This window comes from Aurantibacillus circumpalustris (assembly GCF_029625215.1).
Classification (GTDB): domain Bacteria; phylum Bacteroidota; class Bacteroidia; order B-17B0; family Aurantibacillaceae; genus Aurantibacillus; species Aurantibacillus circumpalustris.
This window is the reverse complement of sequence record NZ_CP121197.1, coordinates 3102603-3123364: the sequence shown is the minus strand read 5'-3', so window position 1 is coordinate 3123364 and position 20762 is coordinate 3102603. Positions and strand designations below refer to the sequence as shown.

Sequence of the window (20762 nt, the reverse complement as noted above, 5' to 3'; positions counted from 1 at the left end):
AGTAGTCGATTACTAATCCACAAAAAATTTAGAGCATGAAAAATAATATTAGCTTTTTTCTTATAATAAGCGTTGCGCTTCTTAATGCGCAATCTGTAGTAAATTCAGCTATGTTTGGCACCATGGAAACCCGTCAATTGGGACCTGGCACCACTAGTGGAAGAATTACGTCAATAGATGGTAGTTTAAAAGACGAAGGAAAAACTTTGTATATCGGAACTGCAGGAGGTGGTGTTTGGAAATCAACAAACGCCGGAGCTTCTTACAAATCAGTATTTGATAAGCATTGTCAATCGATAGGAGCACTAGCAATCGATCAGAAAAAACCAAGCACCGTTTACGTTGGGACAGGAGAAAGTAATATGCGTAATACTGTTTCGATTGGTATCGGCATGTATAAAACAACAGACGGTGGTGACAATTGGAAACGCATTGGATTGGATAGTACTGAACATATTGCGCGTATCATTATTCATCCAGAAAACAATAAAGTGATTTTTGTTGCCGTTCCCGGTGCGCTATGGAGTGACAGTCCACACAGAGGAATTTATAAATCTAGTGATGGCGGGGAGACTTGGGAAAAAATATTTTACATCGATAAAAAAACCGGATGTGCAGAGTTAATAATGGATCCAACAAATCCAAAAATAATGTTTGCTTCCATGTGGCAATTTCGTCGTCAGCCATTCAGCTTCAATTCTGGCGGTACAACGAGCGGCTTGTATAAAACAGTTGATGGCGGTAAAACTTGGAAAGAAATAACAAATGGTTTACCTGAAAAACCCTTTGGAAGAATTGCCATGAACCTTGCTCCAAGTGATCCAAAACAAATGGTAGCGATTGTGGAAAGTAAAAAAACAGGTCTGTACATTTCCTCCGACGGTGGTGAATCTTGGAAAAATCAAAGTGCTACGATGAATACCTGTGCACGTCCATTTTATTTTAGCACAATCGCCATTGATCCAAAAGATCCTAAGCGTGTATACCGTCCTGCTTTTCAATTCGCTTACAGTAGTGATGGAGGTTATTCATTCACTGAGGCTAGTAGCGATGGCGGCTGGGTGCATTCAGACATGCATGCGATTTGGATCAATCCATTTCATACCAATATTATTTATTTAGGAACTGATGGTGGCATGTATTCAAGTGTGGATAAAGGTGTGACTTGGCAATTTAATCATGGTTTACCGGTTGGTCAGTTTTACCATGCAGCCTTTGATTTAAAAGAACCTTATAATGTTTATGGAGGTTTACAAGACAACGGCAGTTGGATGGTGCCAAGTGCTTCACCAGGAGGAATTGAAAATGGTAATTGGGACCGCATCAATGGCGGTGATGGATTTTGGGCCGTTCCGGATGTTGATGGAAAAGTAGTTTACTCAGAATATCAAGGAGGAAACATGGTTCGAACAGAATTATCTTCGCTTAAATCGGAGAATATTCAACCGCAAAAAACAGTAAATGAAGAGAAGCTACGCTGGAATTGGAACACGCCCATTGTAATAGGAGCAAAAAATCCAAAAAACTTATATGTTGGCGCGCAATATTTATACAAATCAACAGATCAAGGAAGAAATTGGAAACGCATTTCACCTGATCTTACGACCAATGATAAAGCTAAACAAAAGCAAGAAGAAAGCGGTGGATTAAGTGAAGACAACACTTCCGCTGAAAATCATTGCACTATTTTTACGCTTGCCGAATCACCTTTGGATGAAAATGTTATTTGGGTTGGAACGGATGATGGTAATTTGCAATATTCTACCAACGGTGGCGAAACTTGGACTAACGTCTCTCAGAATGTTGCTAAATGTGGTATTGCTAAACAAGCCTGGGTAAGTAGCATTGAACCATCACGATTCGATAAGAATACCGTTTACGCAACATTTGAGAATCATATGTATGGGGATCATAAAACCTATTTAGGAAAAAGTACAGACATGGGTAAAACCTGGACACGCATTCAGCATAAATCTTTTTCCTCTTTCGCACGTAAAATCAAAGAAGATCTTGTAAATAAAAACCTCTTATTCCTAGGCACTGAGATGGGACTCTTCGCTACATTGGATGGTGGCAAAGAGTGGTTTAAAATGAAGAACAACATTCCTGAATACCTGATGACACATGATATTCAGATACATCCTAAAACACACGATTTAATAATAGCTTCACATGGCAGAGGTTTATTTATTTTAGACGATATACGTCCAATTAGAGAGTTAAATAAAGAGATCTGGGATCAAGATGTATATATCTTCCCTACTCCGGATATTACTTTGAATAACGGTAAATATGGTTGGGGTGGACCTCAAACATCTGGTGGTTGGGGCGCTGGCAATCCTGCTTCGCATCCAACCTTTGACTATTATTTTAAGCAACGTTTAAATTCGGGTAAAGTAACTTTAGAAATTTATGATGATAAAGGAGCCTTGATACAATCTATGCCAGGAACCATTCGCAGAGGAATTAATAAAATTAATTGGAATTTAAGAAGCACACCACCGCAAGTTGCAACTGGCAGTACTAAATTGGATGGTGCTGGTTTCACTGCTCCAATGGTATTACCGGGAGTATATACGCTTAAATTAAAAGTAAAAGATAAAGTTTACACGAGTACTGTAAAATGTGTACATGATGCGGAAAATAAAAATTTAAGTTTTGAAGACAGAAAACTCGTTTATGCTAAAGCTATGGAGCTACAGAGCTTGTATAACCAAGTAAATAATAGTATTGATACAATTAATTATTACCAAGAGCTATTAAAATCAGATTCAGTAGCCTATTCGAAACGCAAGCATGCCATTGCTTTTAACGACGATTTACAAAAAGTGAAAGCTGAATTAATGGGCGTTACTAAAACTTCTATTTTTGCGGATGAAAAACGCGTAAGAGAAAAAGTATCTGAATTATACGGGAATTTTTGCTGGATGGAAGCTGCGCTTAATCAAACTCAATTAGATGCAATTGTTGATTTAAAAAAGGAATATGAGGTTCAGTACGAAGCTTTGAAAAAAACATTGGCTACACATATGCCAAAGAACCCGGAAATAAAAATTAAAAAAGGAATTGAATAGAACATTTCAAGTTTCTGGTTTCAAGTTTCTTTACGGTTGGTTTTGAAATTTTGGTATTAGTTTTTTATATATTAGAATTATAGTATGAAAGGCAATCAATTTCCTGATAAGGAGACGAGTGATCACTGGCGCAAAGATCCAAACAACTGGGTTTTGGGTGTGTTTTATTACAATAAATTAGACCCTCGTGTACTGCCGCCAAAGCGTATTGCGGCTTTTGGATGGACCATTAATTTTGCAAATTCAAAATCAATTTTTCTCTTAGCAGGATTTCTCGCTTTAACGTTTTTGATTATTGGAGCAATAGATTCATTGAGTTAATTCTTCACTAACAGTCAACAACATGCTTTAATTTGAGTTTTGATGCAGCTATAAGTTTATTATTTACTTATACATCTTTTTTCTTTGTTCAGCTATTGCTGGATTTTCAAGGTATTCATCATAGGTGCAAGACTTATCGATAATACCTTTTGGAGTTAATTCTATAATTCTGTTTGCTACTGTTTGCATTAATTGATGATCGTGGCTTGTAAAAAAGATAACGCCCGGGTAATCTTTCAAGGCATCATTATAAGCAATGATACTTTCTAAATCTAGGTGGTTTGTTGGCTCATCTAAGATTAATAAGTTTGGATTCAACAACATCATACGACTGGTCATACAACGTACTTTCTCTCCCCCACTTAGCACATTGCATTTTTTAAGTACTTCTTCACCGCTAAATAACATTTTACCTAGAAATCCACGAATATAAGTCTCGTCTTTGTCCTTACTAAATTGGCGTAACCAATCCACTAAATTTAAATCGCTTTGAAAAAATTTATGATTATCGTTTGGCAAAAAGGCTTTGTAAATGGTTGTTCCAAATGTAAAATTGCCTTTATAATCTTTATCTTCTTCCGCCAGAACTTCAAATAAACTAGATACAGCAATTTGATTTTTACTAATAAAAGCAATCTTGTCTCCTTTAGTTACATTAATGCTTACATCGTTAAAAAGTATGTCGCCGTCTTTATTTTTTTTACTCAGATGTTCTACTAATAAAATCTGATCTCCTACTTCACGTTCTTGTCTGAAAATAATTCCAGGGTATTTACGTGTACTTGCAGGGATTTCATCTACCGTTAACTTTTCTAATAATTTTTTACGGCTCGTGGCCTGACTGCTCTTACTGGCATTGGCACTAAAACGTCTCACGAATTCCTGTAACTCAGCACGTTTGTCTTCAATCTTTTTATTTTGGTCACTACGCTGTTTTAACTGAAGTTGACTCATGTGGTACCAGAAACTATAATTTCCAGAATAGATACTCATCTTCGCGTAATCAATATCACAAATATTGGTACACACAGCGTCTAAAAAGTGACGATCGTGACTAATAACAATTACCGTGTTTTGAAAATCGGCTAAAAAGTTTTCTAACCAACCGATTGTCTCAACATCTAAATCATTGGTAGGCTCATCTAACATTAAAATATCGGGATTCCCAAACAGGGCTTGCGCTAATAAGGTTTTTACTTTTTCTTTTCCAGAAAGATCTTTTACCAGATTTTGGTGTGTGTTTGGCATTACACCAAGATTTGTTAGTAGTTCAGCAGCTTCGCTATCGGCATTCCAACCATTCATTTCGGCAAACTCACCTTCTAATTCACTTGCTTTAATTCCATCTGCATCTGAAAAATTCTCTTTAGCATAAATCGCGTCTTTTTCTTTCATTATTTGATAGAGACGCTTATTGCCCATTAACACAGTATCTAATACAGTGAACTCATTAAACTCAAAGTGATTTTGTTTTAGAACGCTCATGCGCATTCCTGGTAGAATATTCACACGACCTTTTGTAGGTTCGATGTCACCTGCTAAAATCTTCATAAAAGTAGATTTACCTGCGCCATTGGCACCAATAATTCCATAACAATTGCCTGGGGTAAAATTTACGTTTACCTCGTCAAACAAAACACGTTTGCCATATTGCAAACTCACATTACTCGCAGAGATCATATTCTAAAAAAATAAGTGGCAAAGATACGAATTTATTGGAAAAGTCTCTGATTTGACTAACACTCTGCTTATTCAACACAGAGAGTAACAGAGGCATTGAGGCACAGAGGATACGGTCTAGATATGAAAACTCGCTAACACCCTAACTCTGCAACACGGAGTTACAGAGGCGCTGAGACACTGAGGATAAGGTATAAGTCAAAATTTGGTTCATTTTACAGTTAGTTTGCAGGATATGACTCGTTCGCAGATATCGCACGAAAAAATCTCAATTTGACTCTTTTCAACAGTAGAACTCGTTGTTGAAAAAAGGAGGTTATTCCATTTAATCAAATTTAAGAGTCAATTAAATTAAATAATATCTTTATTGGCTATGTTAAATCACTTGTTAAGTATGGAAGGTTTGCTCAGTCTATTGAGTCTAACCATTATGGAAATTCTGTTAGGTATTGATAACGTTATATTCGTTTCAATAGTAATGAGTCGTTTGCCAAAAGAGCAAACAAAAAAAGCAAGTTTAATCTGGATGGTGGTTGGAATCGTGATGCGGATTTCCCTTCTATTAATTTTGTTCTATTTAATTAAAGGAGAGCAAGAATTATTCCATCTATTTAATCATTCTGTAGCTTTAAAAGATATTATTATGTTGGCTGGAGGTTTATTTTTACTCGTAAACAGCACACTTGAAATTCACAACAAGTTGGAGGGCGCAAATGAAGAAGGTGAGAATGCTCAGAAAAATTTAAAGAAAGGTTTTCGTTCTGTTATGATTCAAATTTTATTAATTGACGTTGTGTTTAGTATGGATGGTATCATTACCGCAATAGGAATGGCAAATGATATGTTGATAATGTCGATTGCAATTGTTATTAGTATGTCTGTCATGTTTGTTTATGCCCCTAAAATTGCCATGATTATTGATAAACATCCAACTTTTAAAATATTAGCTCTTTCCTTTTTAGTACTTATTGCCGTATTATTGATTGTGGAAGGCGTGCATGTTGATAAAATTCAAATTCCAAAGGGATATATTTATTTCGCTATGGCCTTTAGTTTTGGTGTGGAATTGTTAAATTTAAGGCTTAGAAAAAAGTCAGAGCCTGTTGAATTAAGAAAGAATACTATTAACAAAAAGGATTGATAATTAAAAAGAATTAGATGGACGATAAAATTAAGCTATTAGAGAAGAAACAAGCTGAAGCGCTATTAGGAGGTGGTCAAAAACGTATTGACGCGCAACATAAAAAAGGAAAACTAACGGCAAGAGAGCGTATTCATTTTTTAATGGATGAAGGTACTTTTGAAGAAATTGGTATGTTGGTGCAACACCGTAGCAACGACTTTGGATTAGATAAAGAAAAATATTTGGGTGACGGTGTAGTGACAGGGTACGGTAATGTAAACGGACGTTTGACTTATGTTTTCTCACAAGACTTTACTGTGTTTGGTGGAAGCTTAAGTGAGACGCATGCAGAAAAAATTTGCAAGATCATGGATTTGGCCATGCAAAACGGAGCACCTTTACTTGGTCTGAACGACAGTGGTGGCGCCCGTATTCAGGAAGGTGTGGTTTCACTAGGAGGTTATGCAGATATTTTTTACCGCAATGTAAGAAGCAGTGGTGTTATCCCACAATTGTCCGCTATAATGGGTCCCTGCGCTGGTGGAGCTGTTTACAGTCCGGCCATGACGGACTTTATTTTGATGGTAGAGAACACCAGTTATATGTTTGTTACTGGACCTAATGTTGTAAAAACGGTTACGCATGAAGAAGTAACCAGTGAAGAATTAGGTGGCGCAATGACTCATGCTACAAAAAGTGGTGTAACGCATTTCGCGTGCGCGAATGAAGTGGAAGCCATTAACTATTTGAAGACCTTATTAAGTTATGTACCACAAAACTGTGAGGAGGATGCGCCAAGCGTATCATATACTGCCGGAAATGAACAGCGTCCAGAGTTAAACGCCATTATTCCAGATAATGCTAACCAACCTTATGACATTCGTGAAGTAATTGAAAATGTTATTGATACCGATAGTTTTTTTGAAGTACATAAATTATTTGCCGAAAATATTGTTGTAGGATTTGCTCGCTTAGCAGGAAGAAGCATTGGTATTGTTGCTAACCAACCGGCAGTATTGGCAGGTGTTTTAGACATTCATTCTTCAACAAAAGCCGCGCGTTTTGTAAGATTCTGTGACAGCTTTAATATTCCACTTTTAGTGTTTGAAGACGTACCAGGATTTTTACCGGGAACAGATCAAGAATGGAACGCTATTATTACCAACGGCGCGAAGCTATTGTATGCCTTCAGCGAAGCTACAGTTCCTCGCATCACAGTAATTACTCGTAAAGCTTATGGTGGAGCTTATGATGTAATGAATAGTAAACACATTGGTGCAGATATGAATTATGCTTGGCCAAGTGCTGAAATTGCGGTAATGGGTGCCAAAGGAGCCGCTGAAATTATTTTTAAAGGTGAAATTTCAACTGCAAAAGATAAAGATGCAAAGTGGAAAGAAAAAGAAACGGAATATCAAACAATGTTTGCCAATCCTTACAGAGCGGCTGAACGCGGATTTATCGATGAAGTCATTAAACCAGAAGATACACGAATCAAACTCATCAAAGCATTTAAGATGTTGGAGAATAAAGTGGATGTACTTCCAAAAAAGAAGCATGGGAATATACCTTTGTAAGTTAATAAGCCACATTGAGTATAATAAAAAAAGTCTGTAAGATTCTTACAGACTTTTTTATTAAACCATTTAAAACTTATTCCTTTAATGCTAAGCCTCCAACAGCGATGGAGTTTGCCTTACAAAATTTAATTAGAAGCATTTCAGCATCTACTTTTTCTTTATCAGCTGCTGCATGCTCGGCATCCCAAAGAACACGAGCCTTGTCGTACTTTTCTTTGTCATTTGCAATTCTGTCGGCTTTAATAAAAGCATCGAAAAGAGCCGTTATTACTGTTGCGGCGTCATTGTCTTTCTCTTTTAATTTGTCTAAGAGTTCTGACCGCTTTTTAAAACTTATTAGTCCTGTGTTCGGAATTTCATAGTGTTCAGCAAACCTGAACAGATATTGCATTAATACATTTTTTGTGTCGTTCTCCATACTCGTAGTTTTTAATTATTAATTAATAAAAAGAAAAAAACGCAAGCGTTTATGAGTAGAAATATAGCTATTTTTAATTTGTCGTGAAAGTACAAGTGAAAATATTTAAACCCCTACTCTACAGTCTTTTAGTGTGTTTTACATTTTGTTCAGCACAAAATCCAGACGCAAATACTCCCACTTTTATTAAACGGTCTACTTTTTTAAGTGATAATCAGAAGACAGATGGTATGGACTTGTTTGTAGATTCTATACTTAAAAAGTATATGCAAAATTCAGAACGCTGCGGAATTAGCATAGGTATTTCAAAAAACGGAAAAGACTATTTTTATAATTACGGAGAAACAAAAAGAGGCTCTGAAAATATACCAAAACAAACAAGTATTTACGAAATTGGCGCTTTAACTACAATCTTTTGTGGACAGCTGCTAGAACAAGCCATTCGTGACAATAAAATTAAAGCTGAAGATGATATTCGCAACTATTTACCGGGGAAATTTTTAAACTTAGAGTTTAACAAAAAACCAATTCTCGTTAAACATTTAGTTCAGCACACCTCCGGTCTACCGCTTGTTCCTGCCGATCTTAAAGAAGAGACTGACTTTGATGCATTAAATCCTTATGCTCATTATACTAAGAAGATGCTTCTAAACTATTTAAAGACTTTTGAACTGACGAGATCATCTGGCAGTATGAATGATTATTCTAACACGGGTATTGCGCTGTTAGGGATTGTTCTTGAAGGTGTTTATGACAAAACGTTTAGTGAATTAGTAAACGAAAACATCTGCATTCCGTTAGGATTAAAGAATACATGGATTGATTTGAATACTGAACAAACACAAAATCTTTCGAGTGGTTATAATATAGACGGCGAAGCCACTCCAGCATGGACTTTCGACGTATTTGCGGCTGCAGGTGGATTAAAATCGTGTACGGAAGACGTGCTGAATTATTTAAAATTCAATTTAGAAGAAATTAAAAATTCGGTAAAAAATTCAGGAGCAAAAACAAAAGTAGGAAAAGAAAATTTAGGCATGGCTTGGTATGTTAGCAAAACAAAAAATGGAACTATACTTTATTCCCAAAGTGGTGGAACCTTTGGTTATGGCGCATTTAGCGGTTTCATTGCTAAAGAAGATTGCGCAGTGATCTTACTTTCTAACAATGGCATTAACCTTGAGTTTCTAGGAATAGCCATCTTAAATTATTTGCAACAATGACGGTTAACTATCTCATAAAAAAACTGGAACTACTCCCCCACCCTGAGGGCGGCTATTACAAGGAAACTTATCGGTCTGATGAAAAAGTCGCGCAAATAGGTTTACCCGACAGATTCACTGGAGAACGGACTTTTGCAACCGCGATTTATTTTTTGATTGAAAAAGATAATTTTTCGGCATTACATAAAATTAAAAGTGATGAAACCTGGCATTTTTATTATGGAGATGCGCTTGAAGTTATCGAAATAGACGATCAGGGAAATATAACTACGACGCATGTTGGACAAAATTTAAAGGAAGGAGAAGTTTTTCAATACACCGTGAAAGCTAATACTTGGTTTGGATCGCGCGTTAAAGAAGGAGGAAGTTTTTCTTTAGTTGGCTGTACAGTTGCCCCAGGCTTCGATTTTGAAGATTTTGAGATGGCAAACAGAAATGAATTGGTGAAGGAGTTTCCTCAACATAAAAAATTGATTGAGGAGATGACGCGATAAATGAGAAGTAGTTCATCTGATTTTAAATAAGCAGATTATTACCATTTTCAATATTCCATTTTACATTCACTTTTTCCTTATGGATATTTTCTAAATAAAATATTGCTCCAACTATAACAGAAATTGTTGGTGCCAATGCTGGCAGAAATATCCTGAATTCCATACCAATCACCTGAACTCGCATTGGTTAGACCTCCATCTCCATTAGTATCTCCACCTAGTGAATCATCGTAATAGCTTGTAAAATAAACTCCTGGTAAACTATATCCTTCAATAGAAGAACTTCCTTCGCGAATTGAAATTTTATTAAAACCAGGTGCAGGCAAATCCGCCATTTTTATAATAACATTTTCTGCTAATTTTAGTTTTAAGCCATTTCCAATATACAATGAACCACTCAGTACAAAAGGCACTTCGGTTTCTAACCAACTGACATCGGTTGTTGCTTCATTCGATTCACTCGTTATAAAAATTCCGTTCAGGTTATTTTTTTCAGTCAAATTTTCAGGATTATGAAAGGTGTTAGAATTATCGACACTTAAAAATGGATTAATAAACAAAGGCTTAATACATCCGTAGAAAATACAATTTGTAATACTAAAGCTCGTATTATGACAGGCACGGGCATCTACAACACCGTAACCATTATAGGTAGACTCGCCACCGCAATATGCAAACTCACAGGCATCAATAATACCATAGTAAGAAGAAAACTCTAAAGTAGGTTGTCCAACATTACCTCCCGGTCCTTCACCTCCATATTTAAAAACACAGTGCTTAAACTCACAAGAATTTGAATTAATGACAATACCGCCCCAATCCTTACGCGCCGGAAAAGTTGTTGATCCATCACCATTAGAATCGCCTCCATTTGCGTCATCTTTATGCGATGTAAATACAATTGGCTTTTCAACCGTACCTAATGCTTTTATGTTTCCTGAAGAAGATATCAAAATAGCATTATCGCTACATGCATCAATAAATTTTACAATAACTCCTGGGTTGATTGTTAACTCGCTACTTATGCTTATTTGATTTGAAGCGATAACGTAGATGTGACATTCGTCCCAGGTAGCAGGACTCGTTATATCTGAAGTAACATTAACAATAGTCTTCTGACATGGTGTTACCGGCGGATCAATTACTACAGGTTCCTCCTTCTTTTTGCAGGAAGTAAGAAAAACAGCAACAGTAAAAACGAAATATGCGATAGATTTTTTCATGGGATTTTTTTTACTAATGTAGATAAATGGATCAAACCCACAAGAAGCGATACTAAGATTGTTTAATTTTTAACTAACTGCATCTAAAACCTTTTTTAAGGTTTCAAGGGCTGTCAATAACTCTTTATCAGTAATTGTAAGAGGTGGTGCTATTCTCATTGCTGTGGAACAAAACAAAAACCAGTCTGAAATTACACCATTTTCTATACAGCCTTTAATCACTTTAAAATTAACGGTTTCGTTGCCAAAATCGATTGCTCCAAGGGCTCCATGCATTCGGATTTCCTTTATAAGAGGATGTTGAAGGTTTTTAAGTACAAGGTCTTCAATTTCTTTTGCGCGTAAAAATAGTTTTTCTTCCACAATTACTTCAATGGTAGCTTGAGCAGCAGCAACACAAACAGCGTTTCCACCAAAAGTATTAATATGCCCAAGAACCGGATTATTGGTGAGAGTGGACATTAATGAAGGTGAGGAAATAAAAGCACCAATGGGTAAACCGCCGCCCATACCTTTTGCAATAAGCAACACATCAGGCACAACGTCGAATTGTTCAAAAGCAAATAAAGTCCCGGTTCTACCGAAACCACACTGAATTTCATCAAAAATTAAAATCACACATAATTCTGTACACTTTTCCCTAAGCGTTTTTAAAAATTCATGATTAGCTTTTCTAATTCCGGCTTCACCTTGAATTGGCTCTACAATAACTGCCGCAGTTCTTGAAGTAATACTTTCTAATGCTTTTATATTATTAAACTCTAATACTTTAACATCAGGTAATAAAGGACGAAAACTGGATTTAAAATATTCGTCGCCCATTACACTCAGAGCACCATGCGAACTTCCGTGATAAGCATTTCTAAAAGAAATCAATTCTGTTCTTCCTGTAACACGTTTAGCAAGCTTTAAAGCTCCTTCCACTGCTTCACTTCCACTCGTAGTGAAATAAACGGTACTTAATTGTTCTGGTAATAATTTACTTAGCGCCGTGGCATATTTAACTTGTGGACTTTGATTAAACTCTCCATACACCATAAGATGCATGTATTTTTGTGATTGCTCGTTAATTGCAGAAATAACTTTTGGGTGACAGTGTCCTATATTACTGACAGAAATACCACTTATAAGATCAATATATTCTTTTCCATTTACATCCTTTAAAATAGAACCATTTGCACTTTGAATATTCACATCAACGCCAAGAAGAGGCAGATCTGAGGTCTGCGCAACATGTCTTAAAAATAATTCGCGTTGGTTCATACTGTGTTTTAAAATTGTACTTTGTAAATTGTACCATGTACCTTGCCTGTGGTTACTTTAGCTGTCTATACGTAGTACAAGGTACAATATACAAGTTACACTGTTCTAACTAAATTAATAAATAACTCCCTGTTTTCCCTTGGCTTAATGGAATTATAGCACTTCTCAAAGGTTTTTATTTTAAATGAAGAATCAATGTAAGCAAGATACTCTTCTTTATTTCCACCAAAAGGTGGATGGTCTTTATTTAAAACGTCATCAAATAAAACACCGACAAGTCTTCCACCAGGGTTTAATAAAGTGGACATCTTTTCAAAATATTTTTTACGAAGAGAAGGGTTTAATGCGCAAAAAAAGGTTTGTTCTACAATGAGGTCGAAAGTCAGGGCTGATTGCTCAAACGGACTTTGTCTCAGTTTAAAAAAATCGAGTAATAATAAATTCTCGTTTTTAAAAGCGGGACATCTTTTCTTTAAATTTTTCAAAGGTTCTTCAGATAAATCGCAGACATACACGTTGGTAAAACCATTATTTACTAGGTATTCTGCTTCATAAGCATTTCCAGCACCTGGAATCAATATTGAAATTTCTTTGTTTGAAAGTTGATCGAAGTATTTTTTTAAGGGATTTGTGATGGCTCCTGTATCCCAGCCAAAATCATTGTTTCGGTACCTATCACTCCAATATTTTTCGTCTAATTTGCTAATCACCGGTAGAAACTTTTAAACGAATAGATTCTACAGTTTGGCGACTACGTTTCAAGACTGTTATTTCATACCCGTCTTTAATTCGTTTGTCGTTAATTGCGGGAATTCTTCCAAAAATAAAATTGACATAGCCCGAAACTGTCTCGTATTGAGGATTTACAGGAAGAGCAATTGGTAAAGCTTGATTCACATCTTGTATAGCAGCTTGTGCATTAACGATGTATTCATTCTCACTTTTTTTCTCAACAGTTGGCATTTCATCATCGTGCTCATCTTGAATTTCACCAACCAATTCTTCAATAATATCTTCCATGGTAACAAGACCTGCTGTAGATCCAAACTCATTGGTAACGATGGCCATTTGGTAATGGTGTTTTTGAAAATCTCTTAACAGCTCATTAATTTTCATGCTCTCCGGAATGAAGTGCACAGGACGCATGATTTCTTTTAAGTTTTTGAATTTATTATCAATAAGGGCTTTTAATAAATCTTTACTATGTACGATTCCTACAATGTTGTCGATGTCTCCTAAATAAATTGGCAACCTCGAAAAGCCCTCTTCAATAACACGTTTAGTAACTTCATTTCTACCAAGCTCTACATCAATGGCCACTACTCTATTTTCAGGAACCATTACCTGTTTTACAATACGATCATCAAAGTCAAAAACATTTTGAATTAATTCATTTTCGCTTGGCTTAATGGCACCACCTTCTTCACTTTCGGTCAGTATTAATCGTAACTCTTCTTCCGAGTGAAAATCTTCTTCACCTACTTTTTTTACACCAATTACTCTTAGAACAATGTTTGAGGTTTGATTTAAGAACCAGATAAAAGGTGAACAGATAAAATAAAATATTCTTAAAGGCCAAGCAATAAACAATGCGGCTTCCAGGCAGTATTTGATACCTATCATTTTAGGAATTTGTTCTCCAATAGTCACATGAAAGAAAGTTAATAGTGTTAGCGCTATAGGTAGTGAAACACTGTGTTTTGCAGCTTCACTTAATTCATACCCGAAATTAGCAAAAGTATTTTGTACAATTGCTGAAATTGTTTGTTCTCCCACAGCACCAAGTGCTAAAGAGGCCAACGTAATTCCCAATTGTGTTGCCGACAAGTATGCATCGAGTTTTTCAAGGAGTGTTTTAGCAAGTTTAGCTCTGCTGCTTCCAGCTTGTGCTTTTACGTCTAATTGGGAGGCGCGTACTTTCACTAAAGCAAACTCTGCGGCCACAAAAAAACCATTAATAAGAATAAGTAAAAAAGTAATAAAAAGATCGCCGCTCATATATATTGGTTAAAGATAAGAAATTGCGGAAACACAAAATTTAAGATTCTAGTTTCCTTAACTGCTCTTCTTTTAATGTGATGATCTGTTTTAGGAGTTTTATTTCAAAATTAAGCTCCTTTATAGACTTGGTGTCATCTTCCCCAGTCCACAATTTATTGATGTAATAAGGTTTTTCGTTAAAATTAAACTTCATTCCTTCGGCTCTAAAGAAACTATACAAAGGCACTCTCAGTGCTTTTGATATTGCCTCGAGGTTGCGAAGTTCAAGGGTTTTATTAGTAAGTTCTAATGTGAGTCCATCTTCTGTCATATGAAGGTACTCAGCTAATTGGGTAAATGTGTAATTTTCCTTTCCAAGGATTTCAATTACTTTAGATTTTAAGTCCATACATACAAAATTATGACAATCCTTGAATTTTACTAATAAAAAAAGCCGGTTTTATTAACCGGCTTTTCAAAGTATATGAATTAAAATTATGCCTTTTTATCGTTGTTATTCTGGATTTTCTCACGGATACGAGCCGCTTTACCAGTACGATCGCGTAAATAAAATAATTTGGCACGACGAACGATACCAACTTTATTAACAACGATTTTATCAATAAATGGAGAAGCGATTGGGAAAATACGCTCAACACCGATACCATTACTCATTTTACGTACAGTAAAAGAAGCAGTAGCTCTTTCGTTTTTACGTTGAATAACAACACCATTAAATTGCTGGATACGTTCTTTGTCTCCCTCTTTAATTTTGTATGAAACTGTAATTGTGTCTCCTGCTTTGAAAGAAGGATGTTTGTGATCAGCAGTAAGCTGAGTTTTTACGTAGTCTAATAAAAGGCCCATTTTTTTGTTTGTTTATTATTAATTGTTCCAGCATACCTTACCTTGTGTAAACAGCGGCTTGAAACAGGGAGGCAAATATACAATTAATTTTATGAAAACAGCAAATTTTGCTGGTATTTTTTTAGTTTTAAGCAAGTTATGGCTTTTTTAGCCAGAAGCACACGAGTTTGTTCCTATTCTAAACATCGATCGAGAACAAAGTCTTTTTCTTTTGCCTTGACGCAAAAGAAACAAAAAGTCAAGGCTTCATAATATTTTGCTGAAATTCTTATGGTTTTAAGCTGACGCTACGCAGCACACCAGCTCGCTCAAAAGTACAAAGTACTTTTGCCGTCCGACGAAGGGTCGGAAAAGCGTAGCGCCTGCGCACAGCCTTTCCAAAAAAGTGGTGATGTCCTTTTTTATGCCTAAGGTATTGCAAACTTTTTTGGAACTCCTTTTAAAACCATAAGAATTTCTATAGCAAAATTTTATGAGGCCAAATCAAAGCCCGCGCTAACATCTGACGAGCAAGTACAACAATCTCATCATTGGTGGTTTTTCGTACTCACACAATTTTCTAAGACCTCTTAATGTAACTTCCGAAAAAATTAATTACCCAAAATCAGAAATTTCAAGGTTAGTTTTTATCGAAAAAATTGCATCTTTGCAGCAGCTTAAGTGTTTGTTCCGATTTTTTTCGGAAAGTATAGCATGCCCAGGTGTTGGAATGGTATACAAGTACGCTTGAGGTGCGTATGCCGCAAGGTGTGGGAGTTCGAGTCTCCTCCTGGGTACTTTTGGTGCCACTTAAAACCCCTGTTAGCTTGGCTTTCAGGGGTTTTTTAATACAAGTTGTGTAACACTTGTGTAACTTATCAACAAACCCTTACTATCAGGGGCTTTAGGGGTTGATAAAATCTTTATTTTTTCAGACAGGAAAGCAGAAAAAAAGGGCAAAATACCCATTTTAACATTTTGCCCAGAATCGTTATTAAATTTATTGAGGTTAAGAATTGATGTTATCTTCCTTTAAAAACTTTAGAATTGATGGTGCGTAAACCCACACAGTTCTGTCATAAACTTTGTACTGTATTAAGTGGACATATTTTTCGTACCATTTACTTTTCTTGCAGCCTAGTTTTTTCCATGCTAAATGCAAAGGAATGTAATTTTCTATTTCTTCCATAGTGGAGTCTAGTTTGGTTTGCTTAAGTGGCGGAACAGGTTTGGCAATAACAAGCTTTTTCAATTCTTCTACAGATTGAATAAGTTTGTTAAGTTCTTCCTGATCTATTAATACCAATTTCTGCATTATCTAATTTGAAATCTTTTAAGTATTTAACAGATTATCTGCTATTTAATTTGTTTAGTTCAGGGATTCGAACCCTGCATTCCTTATAACGTGGGGCGTTCTGTGGAATGAAAAACCTTTAACTAAAACCCATTTGCTGTTTCTGATTCAGTAAGTATCACTAATTTTAATACTTGTTCACATATCTCATGTGACACCTCATTAAAGGCTTTATTTCTGTTTCAATCCAAATATTCGGTATTCCAATAATTTAATTAGTCCTACTTTGTAGCTGCCTTTTGCGTATGATACTAAACTTATACTTATCAAACATTCATTATTAATTAAATGGCTGTTCCCCATAACCTGCATCCTACATTCATTTTTTCTTAGATCAATTATTAATACAGGACTATCGTCAAAATACTTTTTGCCATAATTTTTTAGGTCAACAATGCTTAACTCATTTATCAGTTTTTTAGCACTTCTGAAATTATAATCCTTTATATACTGGCAATACTCTTTTGTTTCTGGTTTTAGTCCCATTGCAGAGGCAAATATTTTTGCCATTGACCAGTGGGTATATGTTCTCGTATTTTCCTTTTTCATAATTTTAATTTTTTAAGCGATAAAACCATTGTCCCTGTTCCATTCCTCACACATATTTCCAAATACCGAATAAAAGTATAAGTCCATTTTGAAAACAAGATTGAAATTTCTTAGATCAGAAATATGGCAATTGATTGTATCATCATCATTTGCGATGAAGCAAAAGAATAAAGCTAAACGTATTTCTTCCCCAGATTTGCTATTGCATATTAATCCTTGCCTCAACGGTATGTATCCTTGCACCTTCTCAAATTGGAAGGTCATTGCGTTGTGGAAATGATAAACAAGGTAAGTGGCTATCTGATTATAGCTTAGTTCATCTGTTTGAACTAAGTCAAAAAAAGGAACATCACGCTTACTATCCGCAAAATCTTGCAAATACTGCGAATCAGATAGATCGTGTTCTTCACAGAGTGTTTGTAACATCAACTTGACAACTTCTATGTCGACTTCGAAACTGGTTTGATGGTCTATGAAGGTGGGTGGTGAGAATGAAATTGCATTTTTTAAAATTGCAGGCAACGTATTTCTCAGGGCGTTCTGCTCTTTAATAATGTCATTCCGTCCCATATTAATAGCTTTTATTCTAGCATCCTGGTACTCTTTTTTACTCTTTATAAAATTTACTTTTTTCATTTTTGTTTTATTTTTTGATTACACTTTTTACTATTTATTTTGTTTAAGCCTGGGAATTGAACCCAGCACTTTGCACGCAAGGGGTGTTGGTGCTAGTGAAATACCCTTACTTAAATCCAGTAGAGTCTTCTTTGTAACTAGCAAAGAAGTACTACATTGGCCACTTTTTTATTTTATTCGTCCTCAGTATTTCTTAGGCGTTGAATCAATGCGATATCAAGTTTATCTACTTTACACAAATACTCTTGTTCGCTGAGCCTTATGAATTCATTAGCTAGTTCCAATTTCCCTTTGCAAGCCACATAAAGATCAGCCTTGTCGTAATGTGTTACATCGTTATTATGGATGACAGCTATTATCAAGTATTTGTAATTGTAAATTGGTGTAATACTTTTAGTTGCTTTTTCCATAAAGGAATCTATTGATTCACCGCTGTCCTCAATCCAATGAAAAGATTTTCCGTTTATTAAGTGTTCTTCGAAGTTGTTGCTTTTATCGTTTTTCATGTTTATGGTTTTATGTTTCTATATTCATTTTCCTGATTTATTGTTGGTTTTTTCTCAGCTTCCATTTCTTCTAGCTCCAGTATTTTGTAAACCAACCCTTCCGTTAAGTATCTTTTTAGGCTCCCTCCACTTCTCGATATTTCGAGAGTCACAATGGTATTACCATCACTTAAAATTTTTCTACCTGGTTTAAGAAAATTTTGAGTTGCATTCATTCTTACTAGGTCTATTATTAGCACAGGAGTGAATGGCTCAATTATTTTTCTAGCGTTGAACCTTAGAGTACGCATACTTAGTGTGTCAATCAGCCTAACTACCTTGTTCATTGCTTGTATTCTTTCTTCAGTTGTCATTTTATTTTGTTTATTTGTTTATACATTTTATTTAGTTTTAAGGCAATAATATCCCACGTGAGTCTTTTCTCACTTTTTTTAATTCTTAGATTCAGTCTCAAGTTGCCTTGAAAAAGAAGCTTTAGACTTTACGAAATTCTCCTACTCTTTTTTTAGGCTTTTCGGAATCGCCCTGGTATGATTTAAAGCATACCAACCCCTGGTCAGGTTTTCCTGACATTTGTTTTTTTATGATTTAGGTTATTGTATCCTGATGCTAGTCCATCAGGTTCGAAATTTTTGCTCCACAATTTTAACTGCGGCAGCCTAACCCATTTGTGAAGTGATACGTGGCCGCCAATTTTAAGTGGCGGAAAGTGTAACACTGTTTTTTTATAAGACACGCATCTTTTAGAAAAAGGTTGCAACAATGCGTGTTTTATATTCTTGTATACGAAATTATAAATTTTTTTGACATGCGCAATGGTTTTAACTAATTTATTTTCGTATTCAAATGTTAATTTTTTCGACTGAATGAAAAATATTTTGTTTAAGCTCAGATAAATATTTAACTGAGATAATATAAATATTTTAGTTACGTAATGGTTTCTGAAAATCCATTGAAACAGTTGCAATACCTTGCTTTTTTCGTTATTATATAGCCACCAATTTATTGGAGTTAGGGATTTTTGTATAGTTATACTTTCCATGCGTTCTTATTGTTTCGTTTTATTTTTTAGTTTAATTCTGATCGGCTTGCTTCACCTTTTTCAATTTCGTAGCTTAAGCGTTCGTTAATAGAATTATATATTTCTTCTGTCATGTTCTCATCCTCATCTGTGTTAGCACTTGATATTAGTAGTATCACAGTCCCTAGAATTTCAAAATTATTCCTTCCTTCCTTTTTCATTTGTGTTATACAATTTGATAAGGAATCTATCATTAAGCGACTGAAGATTTCTCTCGTTGTTTCGTTTTTTGCCATAGTTTTGTTTATTTCGTTTTTTTGATTAATATTTTTTTATTCGACTTTCTATACTCTTATACGCATATGAAAGTTGGATAATGCGTAAAAAAAAGTTTAACATATTCTCCAACCTTATTTTGCAATGGTTTCAAATGATCCACGGTCTGAAAATAATTGCAACCTTTTCTGAAGCACTTTTTAAAAAGCCTAATGTGGACTATCTTTTATCTTAGGAATATACTGTCTGGCTCTATCTGATAAATATTCCCCTACATTCGAGTAATTAATCTCTTCGTTATCTATCATTTTCTTCACTTTCAATTCTGAATAAATTACACCTGAATAGCTTAATAGATATCCTATTATGAAGTGACGATGATTTGGAGTCGTGATTTTAAATTCTGATAAAAGCATCGAGTCAAGGCCCCCAACAAAATTCCCAATGAGTCTGTTTTTGTAAGAGTTTTCTGTCTTGTTTTGCTGTACATTAACGTATTCATATTCTATACATTGTCGATAGATATCTATAGAGTCGTTACACTCTATTTCAAATTTATTTAAATAGGCTTCAAACATCTCTAGAGGCAATAAACAATCTAATGAACCTTCACTACTTGTCGCCTGAATTTTTATTTTGTCTATTCTGCAATTTGTCTGCTGAAATTGTGTAAGAAATTCCAAGTACTTTATCTTTTCGAGGCTTTCTTTCTTTGAAGTGAAGAGTTTCTTATTGAATTCATAACGTTTCATTTCATATTTAAATTTTAGAAATGAAATGGCAATTGTGCCAATAGTTAATTTGTTCAATGCGATATTCTTAACATCCAACAAAACAGATACTTCATCATATAATTTTTTGCTGATGTATGGAGATTTGCGATATTCAAGATATTCACCATAAGAGCGATCTTCATTAAAGTAAGACCATTCAAGAAATTCTATTAGAATTTCTTCGTCTGATATTGTTCTAGGAAAACTAGTTCCTAGTTCGAATTCGAACAAGAAGTATTTCTCAATTGCTTCTGACTTGTATTCCACCTTTACTCCAAATTCTCTAAAATCTGAAAATGAGATGTCTGTGATATGATTCTTATGCTCTGTTTTTTCTTTTTTTTCGTTAAGCTTTATGTTTGCCCAGAGTTTGTCGAAGACTTTATCATTTGTATTTGATTTAATAGCTCTATTTTCCATGC

21 protein-coding genes and 1 tRNA gene are annotated in these 20762 nt (G+C 35.1%); 7 read left to right on the top strand and 15 right to left on the bottom strand.

Annotated features, from left to right (window positions below):
- Positions 1-35: 35 nt before the first annotated feature.
- Together P2086_RS13060 and P2086_RS13055 are read left to right on the top strand one after the other, a co-directional pair.
- Complete coding sequence (locus P2086_RS13060; RefSeq protein WP_317897187.1) at positions 36-3074, top strand: WD40/YVTN/BNR-like repeat-containing protein; 3039 nt, start codon at positions 36-38, stop codon at positions 3072-3074.
- Between the two features lie 84 nt (positions 3075-3158).
- Positions 3159-3395: a DUF5808 domain-containing protein gene (locus P2086_RS13055; RefSeq protein WP_317897186.1), complete on the top strand. Its 237-nt coding sequence runs from the start codon at positions 3159-3161 to the stop codon at positions 3393-3395.
- 63 nt (positions 3396-3458) lie between these two features.
- Here P2086_RS13055 and P2086_RS13050 read toward each other — a convergent pair whose 3' ends face one another.
- Positions 3459-5075: an ABC-F family ATP-binding cassette domain-containing protein gene (locus P2086_RS13050; RefSeq protein ID WP_317897185.1), complete on the bottom strand. Its 1617-nt coding sequence runs from the start codon at positions 5073-5075 to the stop codon at positions 3459-3461.
- Positions 5076-5505: 430 nt separating this feature from the next.
- Between P2086_RS13050 and P2086_RS13045 the strand changes: the two genes are divergently transcribed.
- Both P2086_RS13045 and P2086_RS13040 read left to right on the top strand, forming a co-directional pair.
- Positions 5506-6216: a TerC family protein gene (locus tag P2086_RS13045; protein ID WP_317897184.1), complete on the top strand. Its 711-nt coding sequence runs from the start codon at positions 5506-5508 to the stop codon at positions 6214-6216.
- A 17-nt stretch (positions 6217-6233) separates the two neighbouring features.
- The gene (locus P2086_RS13040) at positions 6234-7775 is read left to right on the top strand and encodes an acyl-CoA carboxylase subunit beta (RefSeq protein ID WP_317897183.1); all 1542 of its coding nucleotides are present in this window, start codon (positions 6234-6236) and stop codon (positions 7773-7775) included.
- Between the two features lie 76 nt (positions 7776-7851).
- On the opposite strand, the gene P2086_RS13035 is transcribed toward P2086_RS13040, so the two are convergent.
- Complete coding sequence (locus P2086_RS13035; protein ID WP_317897182.1) at positions 7852-8196, bottom strand: hypothetical protein; 345 nt, start codon at positions 8194-8196, stop codon at positions 7852-7854.
- A 95-nt stretch (positions 8197-8291) separates the two neighbouring features.
- Here P2086_RS13035 and P2086_RS13030 point away from each other — a divergent pair, with 95 nt between their 5' ends.
- A complete protein-coding gene (locus tag P2086_RS13030) occupies positions 8292-9419 on the top strand; it encodes a serine hydrolase domain-containing protein (protein ID WP_317897181.1) in 1128 nt (375 codons plus the stop codon).
- Positions 9416-9913 (top strand): cupin domain-containing protein, encoded by a 498-nt coding sequence (locus P2086_RS13025; RefSeq protein WP_317897180.1) that lies wholly within the window; start codon positions 9416-9418, stop codon positions 9911-9913. The genes P2086_RS13030 and P2086_RS13025 overlap by 4 nt, the downstream gene beginning before the upstream one ends.
- A 77-nt stretch (positions 9914-9990) precedes the next feature.
- On the opposite strand, the gene P2086_RS13020 is transcribed toward P2086_RS13025, so the two are convergent.
- The 6 genes from P2086_RS13020 to rplS all read right to left on the bottom strand — a co-directional run bounded on the left by P2086_RS13020 (position 9991) and on the right by rplS (position 15246).
- On the bottom strand, positions 9991-11136 hold the full coding sequence (locus tag P2086_RS13020; RefSeq protein ID WP_317897179.1) for a beta-helix domain-containing protein: 1146 nt from the start codon (positions 11134-11136) through the stop codon (positions 9991-9993).
- Between the two features lie 69 nt (positions 11137-11205).
- Positions 11206-12399 carry an aspartate aminotransferase family protein gene (locus P2086_RS13015; RefSeq protein ID WP_317897178.1) on the bottom strand — a complete coding sequence of 398 codons (1194 nt, stop codon included), beginning with the start codon at positions 12397-12399 and terminating at the stop codon, positions 11206-11208.
- A 95-nt stretch (positions 12400-12494) separates the two neighbouring features.
- Positions 12495-13109 (bottom strand): methyltransferase, encoded by a 615-nt coding sequence (locus tag P2086_RS13010; protein ID WP_317897177.1) that lies wholly within the window; start codon positions 13107-13109, stop codon positions 12495-12497.
- On the bottom strand, positions 13102-14397 hold the full coding sequence (locus P2086_RS13005) for a hemolysin family protein (protein ID WP_317897176.1): 1296 nt from the start codon (positions 14395-14397) through the stop codon (positions 13102-13104). Before P2086_RS13005 ends, P2086_RS13010 begins: the two co-directional genes overlap by 8 nt.
- Positions 14398-14437: 40 nt before the next feature.
- Positions 14438-14788, bottom strand: a complete 351-nt coding sequence (locus tag P2086_RS13000; RefSeq protein WP_317897175.1) for a hypothetical protein — start codon at positions 14786-14788, stop codon at positions 14438-14440.
- Positions 14789-14874: 86 nt separating this feature from the next.
- The gene (gene rplS, locus P2086_RS12995; RefSeq protein WP_317897174.1) at positions 14875-15246 is read right to left on the bottom strand and encodes a 50S ribosomal protein L19; all 372 of its coding nucleotides are present in this window, start codon (positions 15244-15246) and stop codon (positions 14875-14877) included.
- A gap of 695 nt (positions 15247-15941) precedes the next feature.
- Between rplS and P2086_RS12990 the strand changes: the two genes are divergently transcribed.
- Positions 15942-16022, top strand: a tRNA-Leu gene (locus tag P2086_RS12990).
- Positions 16023-16234: 212 nt separating this feature from the next.
- Here P2086_RS12990 and P2086_RS12985 read toward each other — a convergent pair.
- From P2086_RS12985 to P2086_RS12955, 7 genes are all read right to left on the bottom strand, one after another.
- Positions 16235-16540, bottom strand: a complete 306-nt coding sequence (locus P2086_RS12985; RefSeq protein WP_317897173.1) for a hypothetical protein — start codon at positions 16538-16540, stop codon at positions 16235-16237.
- A 210-nt stretch (positions 16541-16750) separates the two neighbouring features.
- Positions 16751-17128, bottom strand: a complete 378-nt coding sequence (locus P2086_RS12980; protein WP_317897172.1) for a hypothetical protein — start codon at positions 17126-17128, stop codon at positions 16751-16753.
- Between the two features lie 12 nt (positions 17129-17140).
- The gene (locus P2086_RS12975; RefSeq protein WP_317897171.1) at positions 17141-17764 is read right to left on the bottom strand and encodes a hypothetical protein; all 624 of its coding nucleotides are present in this window, start codon (positions 17762-17764) and stop codon (positions 17141-17143) included.
- A 173-nt stretch (positions 17765-17937) separates the two neighbouring features.
- Positions 17938-18270: a hypothetical protein gene (locus P2086_RS12970; RefSeq protein ID WP_317897170.1), complete on the bottom strand. Its 333-nt coding sequence runs from the start codon at positions 18268-18270 to the stop codon at positions 17938-17940.
- Between the two features lie 2 nt (positions 18271-18272).
- Positions 18273-18623 (bottom strand): hypothetical protein, encoded by a 351-nt coding sequence (locus P2086_RS12965; protein WP_317897169.1) that lies wholly within the window; start codon positions 18621-18623, stop codon positions 18273-18275.
- A gap of 715 nt (positions 18624-19338) precedes the next feature.
- Positions 19339-19587 carry a hypothetical protein gene (locus P2086_RS12960; RefSeq protein WP_317897168.1) on the bottom strand — a complete coding sequence of 83 codons (249 nt, stop codon included), beginning with the start codon at positions 19585-19587 and terminating at the stop codon, positions 19339-19341.
- A 189-nt stretch (positions 19588-19776) separates the two neighbouring features.
- A complete protein-coding gene (locus tag P2086_RS12955; RefSeq protein ID WP_317897167.1) occupies positions 19777-20760 on the bottom strand; it encodes a hypothetical protein in 984 nt (327 codons plus the stop codon).
- Positions 20761-20762: the final 2 nt, after the last annotated feature.

Bases quoted from the DNA above. Each gene is read 5' to 3' on its own strand.
- P2086_RS13060 (WP_317897187.1), top strand. From the start codon at position 36: ATGAAAAATAATATTAGCTTTTTTCTTATAATAAGCGTTGCGCTTCTT.
- P2086_RS13055 (WP_317897186.1), top strand. From the start codon at position 3,159: ATGAAAGGCAATCAATTTCCTGATAAGGAGACGAGTGATCACTGGCGC.
- P2086_RS13050 (WP_317897185.1), bottom strand. From the start codon at position 5,075: ATGATCTCTGCGAGTAATGTGAGTTTGCAATATGGCAAACGTGTTTTG.
- P2086_RS13045 (WP_317897184.1), top strand. From the start codon at position 5,506: ATGGAAATTCTGTTAGGTATTGATAACGTTATATTCGTTTCAATAGTA.
- P2086_RS13040 (WP_317897183.1), top strand. From the start codon at position 6,234: ATGGACGATAAAATTAAGCTATTAGAGAAGAAACAAGCTGAAGCGCTA.
- P2086_RS13035 (WP_317897182.1), bottom strand. From the start codon at position 8,196: ATGGAGAACGACACAAAAAATGTATTAATGCAATATCTGTTCAGGTTT.
- P2086_RS13025 (WP_317897180.1), top strand. From the start codon at position 9,416: ATGACGGTTAACTATCTCATAAAAAAACTGGAACTACTCCCCCACCCT.
- P2086_RS13020 (WP_317897179.1), bottom strand. From the start codon at position 11,136: ATGAAAAAATCTATCGCATATTTCGTTTTTACTGTTGCTGTTTTTCTT.
- P2086_RS13015 (WP_317897178.1), bottom strand. From the start codon at position 12,399: ATGAACCAACGCGAATTATTTTTAAGACATGTTGCGCAGACCTCAGAT.
- P2086_RS13005 (WP_317897176.1), bottom strand. From the start codon at position 14,397: ATGAGCGGCGATCTTTTTATTACTTTTTTACTTATTCTTATTAATGGT.
- P2086_RS13000 (WP_317897175.1), bottom strand. From the start codon at position 14,788: ATGGACTTAAAATCTAAAGTAATTGAAATCCTTGGAAAGGAAAATTAC.
- rplS (WP_317897174.1), bottom strand. From the start codon at position 15,246: ATGGGCCTTTTATTAGACTACGTAAAAACTCAGCTTACTGCTGATCAC.
- P2086_RS12985 (WP_317897173.1), bottom strand. From the start codon at position 16,540: ATGCAGAAATTGGTATTAATAGATCAGGAAGAACTTAACAAACTTATT.
- P2086_RS12980 (WP_317897172.1), bottom strand. From the start codon at position 17,128: ATGAAAAAGGAAAATACGAGAACATATACCCACTGGTCAATGGCAAAA.
- P2086_RS12975 (WP_317897171.1), bottom strand. From the start codon at position 17,764: ATGAAAAAAGTAAATTTTATAAAGAGTAAAAAAGAGTACCAGGATGCT.
- P2086_RS12970 (WP_317897170.1), bottom strand. From the start codon at position 18,270: ATGAAAAACGATAAAAGCAACAACTTCGAAGAACACTTAATAAACGGA.
- P2086_RS12965 (WP_317897169.1), bottom strand. From the start codon at position 18,623: ATGACAACTGAAGAAAGAATACAAGCAATGAACAAGGTAGTTAGGCTG.
- P2086_RS12960 (WP_317897168.1), bottom strand. From the start codon at position 19,587: ATGGCAAAAAACGAAACAACGAGAGAAATCTTCAGTCGCTTAATGATA.
- P2086_RS12955 (WP_317897167.1), bottom strand. From the start codon at position 20,760: ATGGAAAATAGAGCTATTAAATCAAATACAAATGATAAAGTCTTCGAC.